Raw genomic sequence first — 14,366 nt, forward strand, 5'->3', positions numbered from 1 at the left:
GCGTGGCTTGCGTCGCGCGCGCCGCCATCCAATCCTTCAGGCCAAGAACCGTTCTTCCGGCGGCGACCTTGGAGGCCCAGGCAACCCTTGGGTCGCCGCAGGGCTCGGAGCCGACATGCCGGTCGATGTGGCCATTGGCCATCCATGGCTCAGGCTGTATCCGTCGCAGCCAGTCCGCCATGCTCGGAATGCGGCCCTGGCAGTCTTCACGGATATGCTGCTCGCCGATCCAGCGCACGGGAATGTCCCGACCTGCGCTATTGGTCAGGGTCAGGCCGAAGACACGTTCGGCTTCAAACAGGCCTTGGGCATGATGGCGCATGGCTCGGTGCGTGAAGAGCGCGAGGTGCTCTTTCGAGGCGTCAAACCAATCGTGCACAGCCTGATAGTCAGACGGCACCCCGCCGAATTTCCGGGCAGAGCTTTCAGCATGATGAAGCGGATGGGCCATCTCACAGCCCCTCGTCATAGCTGTGCGAGCATTCGACATAGCGGTCCGCGTGATCAAGGGTGATGCTGTCGGCGGCGATGTCCCAGGTCAGCGTGCCATAGCCGCCCTCATTGTTCTCGAACCCCGGGTGATGGTGATAGGCGAGCGACCAGGCGAAGTTGCCAACCTCTGTGGCAAGCGGCTCCGGCAGTTGGACCTCTGCAGGCTGCACCGTCACATCCTCGACATTGCCGGAGTCGCCATAGCCTTCGTATTCGGCAGTGACCTCGCTGATGCCAAGCGCACGTAGTTGCGCGAGCAGCTCCGTTCGGGATGCCTTCAAGGTGGTTTCGCGCTCTGCACGCCACTGAGCCGCCATTGCGGCATAATCGATCTGGGGATTGGTCATGGGTCTGTCCTCTTATCTGAAATTGGGGGACCGGGCATGGCATTGGTCTGCGCGCGCCCCGAAAACGCAGACCGGTGAAATCCAGATCCGCGACGCCCGACCGGAAGCCCGCTTTGACTTTTCAGGCGGCTTGTTCTGACGTCATGGCGGCTTCCTGCCCCACGATCCGGGCCAGAATGCTTCCCGTGTCGACACCTTCCCCATGCGGCAGGAACACCCGCAACTGGAAAGCGATGATCTCGGTGAAGCAGCCGAGGGCCTTGAGGCCGTCGATCATGCCCTTGTCGGCGCCGCCCAACTCAAGGCGCATCTCGCCTGCGACACGGCGGCGGGTCAGCGTCAGACCCCGGCCCAGATCGACCGGCGCCGTGGTGCCGAGGGCGGCGGTCAACAACTCCTGCGGCGTTTGCGGATTGGAGACGAGGAAGCGGGCGCGCAGCGCGGCCGCCCCTTCTTCGCTCAGCGTGCGCCCGATCATGGCGGTCGCCCCGTCGGGCGTGACCCGGTAGATGCGCTCATTGGTGGTCGGAATGTCCTTCCAGATCGGCAACAGCAGCCCTGTCAACAGGTAGAGCTTGGTCGTGGTGGTCTTGGGCAAGGAGGCAGCCTCGGCATCCCAAAGCCTTGCAAACTCGGGCTTACCGATGTTCTCCCAGGCCGAGGACCCGAACCGCGTCTCCTCCAGATAGCTCGACCCGTTGGGCCGCACCGCCTTGCGCATCAGCGTGACAATGTCCTCGTCATACATCTGCATAGGGCGCGCCGAGATGAGCGCCGCGCGGCCGGAGGCGCGATTGACCATCGGCAGCTTGTCCGGATTGCGCGATATGGCCTCTTCAGCGCCCAGGACATGGACCGGGTCCGTCACCTCGAGCCCGATGATCCGCGTCACGGCGCCAGATTTCGGGCAGGTCCAGAGATCCTCTGTGGAGACCTGCTCGATCTTTTCGCCGCGTAGGGTTTCCACGCCGAGATCGAGCGTGCCCGCCGCGCGCGCCCGTTCCGTCTGATCGGCAATCCGGCGCATGAACTCGGCAAAGAGCGCGTTCTGCATGTGGATGGGCAGGGCCAGAACCCGGTTGAGAAACCGCTGGATCGGGGGAAGCTCCTCAAGGAGCACCCCGTCCTTGTCGATCAGCCGCAGGGCCGTCCAGTCGGTGAAGCTCTCGTAGCTCATCGCCTCGGCGCGCCCGGCGGCAAGATCGGCGAAATACCCACGCAGCGCCGCCCGTGCGATCGGGCTTTCGAGATTGTCCTCCTCGCGGAACATGCCCTGCGAGCCGGTCTCGCGCTGACCCTTGGTCAAGGCCCCCAGCTGGTCGAGGCGCTTGGCTATAGTCGAGGTGAAACGCTTTTCGCCATGCACATCCGAGGTGCAGACCCGGAAGAAGGGCGCGCTGACCTGAGCCGAGCGATGCGTGCGCCCGAGCCCCTGGATGGCCGCATCCGCGCGCCAGCCGGGCTCCAGAAGATAGTGCCGCCGCCGTTTCTGGTTCTTCGCCGTTTGCGCCGCGTGATAGGACCGGCCCGTACCGCCTGCATCGGAGAAGATAAGGATATCCTTCTCGCCGTCCATGAAGGCTTGGGTTTCGGAGGAATTGCTGCTGGCGGCGCGCTTCTCGATGAAGAGGTGGCCATCGTCCGCCTTCAGAGGTCGGATCGACCTTCCGGTCACTTCGGCCACGGCATCGTCGCCAAAGGCCCAGAGGATCTGATCCAGCGCCGAAGGGATCGGGGCCAGCGTCATCAACTCCATCATGGCCGCATCGCGCAGGGCAAGCGCTTCGCGGGAGACAACCAGCGCGCCATTGGCGTCGCGCAAGGGTTCAGCCACCATGTTGCCGTCGATCTCCACGAGCTTTTGCGCATGGATCGGGAAGGCCTGTTCGAGATAGCCCAAGACATAGTCGCGCGGCGTCAAAGCACCCTCGACGAGTTCATCCTCGGGGTCCATCGTCTCAAGCCGACGCTTCAACAGGCTTTCGCCTGTAGAGACAACCTGGATGACGCAAGCCTTGCCCGCCGCCAGATCGTCCTTGATCGCGCGGATGATGGTCGGGGCTTTCATGCCCATCAGGAGATGGTTGAAGAAGCGCTGTTTCGTGCTCTCGAAGCGGGACTTGGCCGAGGCGCGTGCGGCCGAGGCATTAGTCTCTCCCGAGGCGTCGTTGACGCCGGTCGCCGTCAGCGCGGCTTCGAGATTGTGGTGGATCGTCCGAAACGAAGTCGCGTATGCGTCGTAGATCTCGATCTGGGCCGGGGTCAGCGCATGTTCCAGCACATCATATTCCACGCCATCAAAGCTGAGGGCACGCGCCGTGTAGAGCCCGAGCGTCTTGAGATCGCGCGCGACCACCTCCATGGCAGCAACGCCACCGGCTTCCATCGCCGACACGAAACTCTCGCGGCTCGGGAAGGGGTATTCCTGCCCCTGCCCCCAGAGACCGAGACGCGCGGCATAGGCCAGGTTGTGCACGCTCGTGGCGCCCGTGGCCGAAATGTAGAAGACGCGAGCGCGGGGTGCTGCCAGTTGCAGCCGCAGGCCTGCAAGGCCCTGCTGGGAGGGTTTGGCCCCCCTGCCCTGCTCGGACCCCGCCGCATTCTGCATGGCATGGGCCTCATCAAAGGCCAGCACGCCTTCAAAGTCTTCGCCCATCCAGTCCAGGATCTGGCTCAGTCGCGTGGTGCCGCATTTGCCCGCGGACCGCAGCGTGGCGTAGGTGACGAAGAGGATACCGTCGCCCATCGGGACGGGCTGGTCCGGTTTCCATTTGGAGAGCGGCTGGATGTCGGCGGGCGAGCCGCCGAGATCGGTCCAGTCGCGGATCGCGTCCTCGATGAGCGCGGCGGACTTAGAGACCCAGATCGCCTTTCTGCGTCCGGCCAGCCAGTTCACGAGAATGAGCCCCGCGCATTCGCGGCCCTTGCCGCAACCGGTGCCGTCGCCGAGGAAATAGCCAAGGCGATAGGCTCGTGCATCCGGGTCATCATCGGCGCGCGTCAGCTTGGTCTGGTCGTCATCGATCGCGAACCGACCCGGCAGGTCGCGCCCATGGGCGTCATGCGCCATGATGATGGTTTCCAGCTGCGCCTCGGAGAGATGTCCCTCCTCGATCAACCGGGCGGGCAGGCGCAAGTCATCACTGCCCGTGTTTGAGGGCATGGGCGGGGCAACCGAGGCCATGGCGATGCTTTCAACGAGCGGCGTGGGATGTTCCTGCGCACCCGCAATCGCGATCCGCTGCGGCCGGTAACGCGCATAGATGTCCGAGACCGGCGTGTTGTCGCGAGGGGTCTCAAAGCTTGTGAAGCTGAGCGGACGGACGGCATTGGCCCGGGGTTTGGAGGCGGCAACAGGCGCAGCGGCGGTCTTGCGCGGGGCAGAGGGTGCAACGGTCGGTCGCGCAGTAGTAACCGCTGCCGCCTGTTGTACGTGGCGCATCTTGGTCCGGGTCGCGGCCACGGAGTCGACAAAAGGAAGGGCCTCATCCAGATCGCACACAATAGCGCGGATCATCTCCCCATCCTCCTGCACCTTGTCGAAGACCATCAGCTGGGTTTCGACGAAGGTGCCGAGCTTGCGGTAGACCTGCCCCGGCATCGTCAGCGCGAAGCGTGGCGTCAGGAGACCGCAGGCGCGGGACCAATGCGCGGCATCGCGTTCGGGCGTGAACCCCGGCGGCATGATCGCCACCAGCCGCCCACCGGGCGCGAGACGCTTTGAAGCCGCGATGAGATGTTTGGCGGCGATGTGCTTGTCCCGCGACCGATCGACCGAGGAGGCGAAGGGCGGATTCATCACCACGACGTCGGGTAGAACCGGCGACTGCAGCAGATCGTCGATATGCTCGCCGTCATGGCCTGTGACCTCGCCGCCGAAAACCGCGCGCAGGAGGCGCTGGCGAGAGGGGTCGATTTCATTGATTACAAGCATGGCACCGGCCCGGGCGGCGAAAGCAGCCAGGGCACCGGTGCCAGCCGAGGGCTCCAGCACGGTCTCGCCCTTGCGGATCGCCGCAGCCCGCAAGACCAGCGCCGCAAATGGCAGCGGCGTGGAAAACTGCTGCAGCCGGATCTGCTGCTCTGACCGGCGCGTTTCCGTGAGAAGCCGTGAGGCAAGCAGCTTTGCAGCGGCGATGTCACCTGCCGCGCCGTCCCCACCCAGCAGCACCTGGATGGCCGCAGCCTGCATCATGTCATAGGCTATGCGCCAGTCCCAGGCGCCCCCGGCATCACTGCCATGAAACGTCTCGCGCATGATACGCGCGAGCGCTGAACTGCGCAGGGGCTGGTCATCGACCTCCGTGCCGATTTGCGCGAGGGCAGAGGCGAGATCGGCTTCGGAGATTGCGAGAGCCGGGTTGGCCGTTCTGGGTTTGGACATGGGGATTTTCCTTTGGATCAGGGTCTGAGTTCCAAAGGACAAAAAGCCCACTTTTGCTTTCCCAGGGATCCGGCCCGAAAGCTATTAAGAAGGGCGGGCCGTCAACGTGGTCCGCCCTCCTCAGCAAAAAAGAGAAAGCCACGCAGCAAAACAGCTGAACTTATTGATCAATAAAGCCGACATTGATGCAGCGCGCGGCGACCGGCCGCTAGGAGCCTAAAGGAAGGGATAATGCGTTGTGCGCGAATGTCTGCTCGTCTTGGTGCGGTCAAAAACGTATCAAAATAAACCCGAGTTTTGCCATGGGCTTGTGTCACAAGAATTTTCAGTGGTTTCGGTGATCGGGCTACTCGTGACAAAAACGACCGATATCGGTGAAAAACTCGGGCCACCAGATGTAGTGGTGACTGCCAGGGATGCGTCTTTCGCGCCGCTTTGAGGGGGGAAACCTGTGGCAGCTTGCCTGTGGTTCAGGGCCTCATGTTGGGCTCAGCTTTGCGAGGCGTTTAAGGTTCTGGGCGGTGGCGGCAAGGAGGAATTCCTCGTTTGCGCCTGACAAGCCTCGAAGCCTGAGGCGCGTCAGCTTCAGCCATCGCTTCAGGTGAGCGAAGAGCATCTCGACCTTCTTTCGGCGGGCACGCGCGACCTGATATGCGTCGGTCTTTGCCAGATCGCGGACGATCTGGCGGGCCTCTTCGTCCATAAGCCGGATCACCGTCCGGTAAGGTGCATCCGTGCATTTGGATCGCAACGGGCAATCCCTGCATTGCGAGGCCTTGGCCATGTAGCGTTTCACCCGCGTCTCGGCATTTACACTGCGGAATGGCAGATCATGGCCCTGAGGGCAGGTGAACACATCGTGCTCAGCATCGTAGGTGAAAGCGTTACGTGTCATCTTACCATCCGTCTGCGCCTTGCGGTCGAGCACCGGGATGTAGGGGGTGATGCTCCGCTCAAGGAGCCAGGACAGGAATGGTCCCGTGCCATAGCTTTTGTCTGCAGCAATCGAGCATGGCGCAAAGCCACTCACATGACGGTCAAGCATCTCTTTTGCCGCGACGATTTCTTGGCTGAGGCGCGCGGGCGTCGCGGCGACATCGACGATAATGGCGTGCTTGTCGTCGGCCAGGTAGTTGACCTCATAGCTGAAGCGCCCAGGTCCATCTTTCAGCGACCAAGCCGCTTGTGGGGCAGTCTCTGAGATGTATTTTGGCGGCTTGTGTTTGGGGCCAGTCGGTGGATTTGCCCCCGAAGCCTCCAAGTTTTCAAGGTAAGCCTGCACGGGACCGGAGACCGTTTCCTTCTCCTGCCAGATATCCATGATCTCGTCTGGGCTCGCCCGTTTGTCGCGATTAGCATCAGCATGGACGGTGCTGCCATCGACCAAGGCGCCTGAACCGCCGATGAGACCGGCCTTGGCGCAGGCTGCCACAACCATTTCGAAAACGCGCCGCAAGACATCGCCCTCCGCGAACCGACCATGGCGGTTCTTGGAGAAGGTCGACCGATCCGGAACAGCGCCCTCAAGCCCCAGGCGGCAGAACCAACGATAGGCGAGGTTGAGATGCACCTCTTCACAAAGCCTCGTTTCGGAGCGAATGCCGAACAGATATCCGATCAGCAGCATCCGGATCATCAATTCCGGGTCGATTGAAGGGCGTCCAGTGTGGCTGTAGAGCGGCGCGAGCTCTTCGCGCAGCGAGGAGAAATTGAGAAACCCGTCGACCTGACGCAGCAAATGGCCAGCGGGCACATGATCCTCCATCCGGAACCGGTAAAACAGCTGACCCTGTTCTTTGATCTGTCCCATCATCGCCGTGCCCTCCGATGCAATAATCATATTGAATCAGTGACTTAATCTAAAATCAAGGAAAGATGGGTGCCCAAACCACAACATCTGGTGGACGGAGTTTTTCACCGATATCGACCGTTCTTGGCATGATACTACGGTCCACTAAGCGGGACCAAATGGGCATCCGAGCTGCCAAACTCAAAGTCCACTTCCTTGGTTAGGGACTGTAAAGCACTACATAACCTATAAAGAAGTGTACCAAACGTTTTTCGCAATGCAGGCAACTTAATCGCGCCAACGGACGGATCAATGAGAACGGCTTCATTCGCCATCAGAACATAACGTCGGATCACTCGCGAGGTGATCAATGAGGGTACGTACTCTTGTCGTGAGGTGCCGATTTTGGGGAAAGAGCGCCGCCACGACATAGGGCAAGACACGGTATTCGGTGAAAAGCTCAACCAACTCCCCAAGTTTCAAGGCATCCGCAACCGTATAGACCGGGCATCGCGCGATTGCAGCGCCTGCTGCGGCGATGCTGGCCGATCCTGCCGGCGCACTCATGCGAAAGCGCCCGTTCACTTGCATCGCTTCTTCTTTACCGTTGATACGAAATCTCCAAGCGGTCGGCTCTGTCATATTGCTATCAAGAATGCACTCGTGGTCGGCTAATGAGCGTGGGTGAGCGGGCGTCCCCACCCGTTCCAGATAGGCGGGTGCTGCACAGACGACCATGGGCATGCGGCCAAGCTGCCGTATTTTGAGTGAGCTATCGCGCATGGGACCAATCCGGATGGCAAGGTCAATCCCCTCTTCGACGACGGAGACCCTTCGATCCGAGAACTGTAGATCAAGTTCGACATTCGGGTGTTTAGCGCCAAATCGCGCGAGAGAGGGTGCAAGACGCGACGTGCCAAAGCCGGTGGGCGCCGAGATGTGGATCACGCCACGCAGAGAGGCCTGTTCATTTCTGACGCGTTCCTCAAGCTCATCAAACCCGTCAAGGAGCGGCTCGCACAGCGCGAGGTACGTCGCACCCGCATCGGTCAAAGCCACGCTGCGCGTCGTGCGGTTGAGCAATTGCACACCAAGCGCGTTTTCCAAATCGGCAACATATTTGCTGACCAGACGCGCGGATCGCCCCATTCGCTGCGCTGCTACGGTGAATGACGCATTTTGTGCCACCAACGCAAATGCGCGCATACGATCAATCTTGTCCATCCTATTGCGACCTTTCAGGGCTTAAACTTACACCAAAATGAGCGATTATCGCAACTCTGTGTCGCAGCTATCTTTCTGCCAGACGCTCAAAATGACTGGAGACACCGATGCCAAACGCCGTTCGCATTCACCATTTCGCCAAATCAGGGCACGCGCATCGTGCCTTAGTGTTCGCAAAACTTGCAGGAATTGCCCATGAGGCCGTGCCCGTTGATCTGGCCGCTGGCGCGCATAAGGTACCCGAATTTCTGGCCATGAACCCCAATGGCCAAGTCCCGGTTCTGGAGGATGGCGGTGTGGTTATATCGGACTCCAATGCGATCCTTGTTTATCTTGCCAGAACATATGCGCCCGACTGGATACCCGACACCGCCGTGGGTGAGGCAAATGTGCAACGTTGGCTAACCCTCGCGGCGGGTGAAATTGCCTTTGGGTCTTGTGCTGCACGTTTGGTTACCGTGTTTGGGGCGCCTTTGGACGCAGATTTCGCGATCTCAACCGCACAGAAGGCGATGCAGAAACTGGAACACGGGCTGGAAGGCCGCGATTGGCTTGTTAGGGGTCGCCCGACAATCGCGGATGTGGCCACGTATTCCTACACGGCGCATGCGCCAGAGGGGAATGTGTCGCTCGCCCCCTATCCGAACATTCGCGCTTGGCTTGCCCGTTTCGAGGCGCTGCCCGGGTTTGAAGCGATGCCAGCGACCGCTATTGGTCTTGCTGCGGAATAAGGGGGGGCAAAATGACAGTCGAGCCCCCCGCCATCCACTGCCGCCTTTTTCCAAGGAAACGGCCATCAGACAAGTGTGCCTTGCAGAAGACAGACGGAACGGCCGTGATCCAACCAAGGTCGAGCGCGCCTATACACCTGACAGCAAGTGGCGCAATCGGGCGGAGTCCCCCACAAGGCCGCGCCCAGATCAAGGATTTCCTGACCCGCAAATGGGCCAAGGAACTGGATTTTCTTCGATCAAAGAGTTGTGGACCTATGGCGGCAATCGCATCGCCGTGCGCTACGCCTATGAGGCTCACGACAACAGCGGCAACTGGTTCCGCGCATACGGCAACGAGAACGGGGAGTTCGACCAAAACGGCTTGATGGAACGCCGCTTTGCCAGCGTCAACCAACACCCGATTGCAGAGGCGGATCGCAAATTCCACTTGCCGTTGGGGCGTCGCCCTGATGATCACCCGAGCCTGAGCAATCTAGGCCTCTGATCCAGCAGTCGGGGGCATCATGTCTCCAATTCCAACAACAAGCGCGGAAGGGTCTGTCCATGACGCAAATACACAGGTCGCATAGGGGGGAGTTGCTGCTGCAAAAACGGCGCAATACGCCCCAAGAGGTTTCGGATGGAATTCCGCACTATATCAACCGTGACATGCCGCAGTCGCACGCAGACTTCTTTGCGGGCCTGCCCTATCTGCCTTTGGCAACCCTCGACCAAAAGGGGCGGCCTTGGGTCAGTCTCTTGGTGACGGCGTCGGATGATGATCCATCGCTCGGCATCAAACAGGGTGGGCGCAACACAACGAATGTCATTGCCCAGACAAACCCCTTTGACCCATTCGCGCTGGCTTTGCAGCAAGCGCCTGCGACCGGCGATGAAAAGCCTCTTTTTGCGGGCGTTGGCATTGATTTCGGTAACCGTCGGCGCAACAAGATCGCCGGATCAGTCAGCGAGGCAAGCATCGAAGACGCTGGCAAGATTTACCTTCGGCTCCTCTCTGATCAGCATCTAGGAAACTGCCCGAAATACATTACGGTCCGCGCGTTGGCGTACAAACAACGCAGGGCAGAGCTATCTTATGACAGCATTGACGATATTACATCCGCCTTGCCAGCCGACGCTAAAGCGGTGATTGGCCGCGCAAGTACCGTTTTTTTAGCAACAAAACACATAGCAAAGGACGATGCTGCCGGCACCCAGACCGACATGGGCGTAAACCATCGCGGGGGGGCACCAGGCTTTATCCGTAGCTACGAAGAAACGACGGATGACGCGGTCACGACCTATCTGGTGCTGCCGGATCATTCAGGCAATCGCTTCTATCAGTCTTTGGGTAATATCGAGACCGACCCGCAGGTCGGACTCGTGTTCCCTGAATTCGCCACAAGCAATGTGCTCTACATCACAGGTGAGGCCGAAAACCTTGCTGACGATGAAGCCGAAGCCCTGATGCCGCGCACCAATCTGCTGACGCGTATCAAGGTGACGGGGGCGGTACTGGTCAAAGAAGGGCTGAACCTGAAACTGACATCCGAGGAGCAGTTCTCGCCCTACAATCCGCCCGTCAGGCTGTTGAGGCAAGAATTGCAACAGAAGGGGCACGCCCCCTTGGCCGAGGGCAAGGGGGCCCTTTTAGCGACGCTCGTTTCAACGCACACTCTTTCCGACAGTATCAAGACATTCAACTTCAGGCTTTCATCACCCATCAATGCAGTCTTACCCGGCGGCTTCGGTATTTTTGATTTCTCAGGCCTACTGGGTCGTGGCTACAGTCACATGAACGAGGCCAACCCCCAGCTTGTGAACGAGGATTTCGTCCGAACTTGGACGCTTTCCAGCGCACCGAAGTTTGACCAGAGATCCAAGGCGTTCCGTGCAACCAATCATGTCAGCATTACCGTCAAACGCAAACCAGGTGGTTTGATGTCGAATCTCCTGCACGATAATGCCGGTGCGCTGGTCACTAACACTCTGCCTATCGCCTTTATGGGGACCGGCGCAGGGTTCACCTGTCTCGAAGAGAGCCCTGACGACACGGGCCTAGCTGTCCCGCCTAAGATGCTTTGGATTGCAGGCGGTGTTGGCATTACGCCTTTCATGTCGATGTGGGACGGGATCGTGCAGGTCGCAAAGGCAAATCCGAACCAGATTTCGACCGACATCGCCCTTCTGTTTGCCGGACGTGATGACGACATTAATGTCTTGAACCACTTCAGCCTCCCACAGGGCGCGCGGCCCGATCACGTGGCGCTTCAAATATCTGTCTTTCAAAGCGTGGGCGAGTCTGCATCCCCTGCACCTTCCGCGCAGGACGGTCTGCGCGAAATGCTTTCAGACAATCTACTGAAACTCGAAAAACGACGCATGGGAATTGATGACATTCAATCTGTCACAGACCTGAGCGCGCGTGAAGTGTTCATGTGTGGACCTGACAGCTTGATGAATGAAACCCAAACAATTCTCGCCGAATTGGATGTCGAAGAGTCTCGATGTCACCGTGAAACATTTACCTTCTAATTTCATCGACCGATCAAAATGGAGATAAGTACCGCTCGCAGGATAGGTAAGTATTGGCTCGAACTGGATATCGACAGCAACTACACGAAACTGTATCGCAAACCAGCATTTATAGAGCGAAGCCAAAGCCCGCTGTGCGGACATTTTCGCCGTATTCGACGATATCCCCCATTGCAGCCTTTAGCCTGTCGAGGTGAACCTTGGCCTTGTCTGCTGTCGCCCGCGTCAGCTACCAGCACGAACAGCATAGACGCGCCATGGCCAGATCCATCACTGAAAGCCTTAGATGTTCCTTGGTGAGGTCAAACTGCAGTCGTTTGCTTTTGCTCATGAGCCCCGAACCCAGTGAACCTTTGAGCCCAACCACTCACACGGGGCCCGCCTAGGATGCCTGCCGGTATTGTCGTGGCGTCTGGCCTGTTACACGCTTAAAGGCGGCGACGAAGGCGCTCTCGGATGCGTATCCGACGTCCCTCCCGATCCGCGCAACTGGCTGAGCTCCCCTGCTAAGCTGATCCGCAGCGAGGCACATGCGCCATTCGGTGAGGTAGGCCATAGGCGTTACGCCCACCGTCTGCGCAAAGCGCATGGCGAAGGCGGTCCGCGACAGACCAGCGCGGGAACCAAGTTCGGCAACGCTCCAATCCCGCGCCGGATCGTCGTGAAGCGCGCCTATTGCAATACATAACCGACGATCGGCAAGCGCCGCGAGCCAACCCGTCCCTGGCACGGCGGGCTTGTCGAGATGGTGCCGCAAAGCCTGCACAAGGACTATGTGCGACAGATGCTCGATCGATACCGCTCCGCCGATCCGCGAGGTCCGCAGTTCTGACGCGATCCCGTCAAGCGCCCATCTCAGGGACGCCTGTTCAGGTCCGGCGCGGATGTGCATCACAGACGGAAGCGTTTTGAGCAGCCTTTCGGCGGGCAGCCCCGCGACCAAAAAGCGGCTGCCAATCATGAAGAAGTCGCCACCGCCACCCAGTATCGCGGTGCCGCCGTGAGGAACCGGAGCGTAAATTGATGCCGCATCTCTGCCGTGACGACGACGCTCCGCCGACATGACGAAAGATCGCCCGTGAGGGAGGATGACGCAATCACCCTCTTCCAGACTGATCGGGTCGCACCCCTCTACAGCCAACCAACACCGCCCCTTTAAAATAGCATTGCACTTCAGGCCGGCATGACGCTCGAAGCGAATTGACCAGGCGCCGCTTGCGTCGAGACCGGCCGCTACGCAATTGCGAGGCCTGAGTTGCGAGATCACTTGGGAAAGCGGGTCCATCTAAGGTCCTTTCGAACGGAGGCGATAGTAATCGGGACGCTACACCATAGAGCGTTCGCCATCAGCCCGTAAATTGGGGAATACGTAAATCAGAAAGGCTTAGACCATGATTCTTGTTACGACCCCTACCGGGGATATAGGGGCCCGCGTCCTGTCCCGCCTCGCGCAAAGCGATCGTCCCCTTCGCGTCGTCGTTCGCGATCCGGCAAAGATACCGCGCGATTTGATAGGTCGCGTCAATATTATTGAAGGCTCCCACGGCGATCCGTCCGTCATCGCACAAGCTCTCGCGCAGATCGAAAGCGTTTTCTGGCTGCCACCTGGGTCCCCTGCAAGCGCGAACGCGCAGGAAGCCTACGTCGACTTCAGCCGCCCCTTCTGTGCAGCACTGGCTGGCTCGCAGGTGCGCCACGTGGTCGGCGTTTCGGCCCTTGGCCGTGGTTGGCCGGAACCCGCAGGCCATGTCTCTGCGAGCCTGCGCATGGACGACATGATTGCTGAGAGCGGGGTGGCCTATCGCGCGCTTGCCTGTGCGTCTCTGATGGACAACCTCTTGCGCCAGACGGACGTGATCCGTGAGGGCGACGCCTTCTATCAGCCCACTGCCGGGGACCTGAAGCTTCCGCACGTGGCAAAGGCAGATATTGCCGATGTCGCCGCGGGGCTCTTGATAAATACCGACTGGTCGGGCGTTGATGGCATTCCGCTGCTCGGGCCGGAAAACCTGTCGTTTTCGGAAATGGCGAACATTATGACGTCCGTCCTGGGCCGCCCCATTCGATTTCAGGAGATGAGCATGGATGACTTTGGGGGGATGATGCAGGCAGTCGGTGCTTCCGAAGGTATGGCGGCGGCAATGGTAGAAATGTTTACGGCCAAGAATAAGGGTATGGACAACATGGTAGAGCCGCCTTCGCGCGCCAATACGCCGACGACCTTCCGGCAATGGTGCGAAGAGGAGTTGCGTCCTGTACTCTCAAGTAGTTTGCAGTAATAGTTTTTAAGCGCGGGGTATTCCTCGATTGACTGGTGCAGGACCGGCCAGCATTCCACTGTTTGGTCAAGCACCGTCTGTTTAGAGTTGCCCCGCGCTTCTGCGACACCGGCTGAAATTTGCGTACGTCTCGGACGGTGTTGGCGCTCTGGTCAGGTCGGAATCCGTACGATCATCTCAATTTCGATCTTCAGATCGGGCCCGGCCAGCGCGGCTACACCTATCCCCGTCAGACTGGGCTGTGCCCCGTCAAGAAACCCCATGATAGGCGGCATCGCGATAGCCATGGCGTCATCGTCCAGATCCTTGACGTAAATGCGCATCTGAACGATGTCTTGGGGGCTTGCGCCCACGGCCCCCAACGCTTCGGCAAGGTTCGCAACGACCTGCCCCGTCTGCGCGGCAAGCCCGTCCGGCACGGCGGATCCGTCTGCGGTTTGCGCAACCTGACCGGACACGAAGGCCAGGGTGCCCGGATTCGCAAGGACAATCTGCGAGTAGCCCATGCTGCCTGCATTCGGCAGCGTTGCGGGGTTCATTCTTTTTAGTGAGGTCTGCATCGTGCCTGTTCCTTAATTGCACTTGAATATTCACAGGATATGA

Annotated in this window: 11 protein-coding genes; 4 read left to right on the plus strand and 7 right to left on the minus strand. The window is 59.8% G+C overall.

What is annotated here, in order from left to right; translation table 11 throughout:
• The 5 genes from SJY36_RS17005 to SJY36_RS17025 form a co-directional block, all read right to left on the minus strand.
• Positions 1-451: DUF6915 family protein (locus tag SJY36_RS17005; RefSeq protein ID WP_386176683.1), on the minus strand; the 451-nt coding region annotated here is incomplete at its 3' end.
• Between the two features lies 1 nt (position 452).
• On the minus strand, positions 453-839 hold the full coding sequence (locus tag SJY36_RS17010) for a DUF6878 family protein (RefSeq protein WP_386176684.1): 387 nt from the start codon (positions 837-839) through the stop codon (positions 453-455).
• Positions 840-960: 121 nt separating this feature from the next.
• Positions 961-5,223 carry a strawberry notch-like NTP hydrolase domain-containing protein gene (locus SJY36_RS17015; protein ID WP_386176685.1) on the minus strand — a complete coding sequence of 1,421 codons (4,263 nt, stop codon included), beginning with the start codon at positions 5,221-5,223 and terminating at the stop codon, positions 961-963.
• Between the two features lie 478 nt (positions 5,224-5,701).
• Complete coding sequence (locus SJY36_RS17020) at positions 5,702-7,036, minus strand: transposase (protein WP_386176686.1); 1,335 nt, start codon at positions 7,034-7,036, stop codon at positions 5,702-5,704.
• 300 nt (positions 7,037-7,336) lie between these two features.
• On the minus strand, positions 7,337-8,236 hold the full coding sequence (locus tag SJY36_RS17025; protein ID WP_386176687.1) for a LysR substrate-binding domain-containing protein: 900 nt from the start codon (positions 8,234-8,236) through the stop codon (positions 7,337-7,339).
• Between the two features lie 107 nt (positions 8,237-8,343).
• Between SJY36_RS17025 and SJY36_RS17030 the strand changes: the two genes are divergently transcribed.
• Genes SJY36_RS17030 through SJY36_RS17040 form a run of 3 tightly spaced genes read left to right on the plus strand, consistent with a single transcriptional unit; the run spans position 8,344 to position 11,484 of the window.
• A complete protein-coding gene (locus SJY36_RS17030; RefSeq protein WP_386176688.1) occupies positions 8,344-8,967 on the plus strand; it encodes a glutathione S-transferase family protein in 624 nt (207 codons plus the stop codon).
• On the plus strand, positions 8,858-9,454 hold the full coding sequence (locus SJY36_RS17035) for a DUF1348 family protein (protein ID WP_386176749.1): 597 nt from the start codon (positions 8,858-8,860) through the stop codon (positions 9,452-9,454). Before SJY36_RS17030 ends, SJY36_RS17035 begins: the two co-directional genes overlap by 110 nt.
• 59 nt (positions 9,455-9,513) lie before the next feature.
• Positions 9,514-11,484 carry a pyridoxamine 5'-phosphate oxidase family protein gene (locus SJY36_RS17040; protein ID WP_386176689.1) on the plus strand — a complete coding sequence of 657 codons (1,971 nt, stop codon included), beginning with the start codon at positions 9,514-9,516 and terminating at the stop codon, positions 11,482-11,484.
• A gap of 382 nt (positions 11,485-11,866) precedes the next feature.
• On the opposite strand, the gene SJY36_RS17045 is transcribed toward SJY36_RS17040, so the two are convergent.
• Positions 11,867-12,769, minus strand: a complete 903-nt coding sequence (locus SJY36_RS17045) for an AraC family transcriptional regulator (protein WP_386176690.1) — start codon at positions 12,767-12,769, stop codon at positions 11,867-11,869.
• A gap of 106 nt (positions 12,770-12,875) precedes the next feature.
• On the opposite strand from SJY36_RS17045, the gene SJY36_RS17050 reads away from it, so the two are divergent.
• A complete protein-coding gene (locus SJY36_RS17050; protein WP_386176691.1) occupies positions 12,876-13,763 on the plus strand; it encodes an NAD(P)H-binding protein in 888 nt (295 codons plus the stop codon).
• 152 nt (positions 13,764-13,915) lie between these two features.
• Here the strand turns inward: SJY36_RS17050 and SJY36_RS17055 are convergent, their stop codons facing one another.
• Complete coding sequence (locus SJY36_RS17055; RefSeq protein WP_386176692.1) at positions 13,916-14,323, minus strand: RidA family protein; 408 nt, start codon at positions 14,321-14,323, stop codon at positions 13,916-13,918.
• Positions 14,324-14,366 lie beyond the last annotated feature (43 nt).

Source organism: Sulfitobacter sp. R86518 (assembly GCF_042466275.1).
Taxonomy (GTDB): Bacteria; Pseudomonadota; Alphaproteobacteria; order Rhodobacterales; family Rhodobacteraceae; genus Sulfitobacter; species Sulfitobacter pontiacus.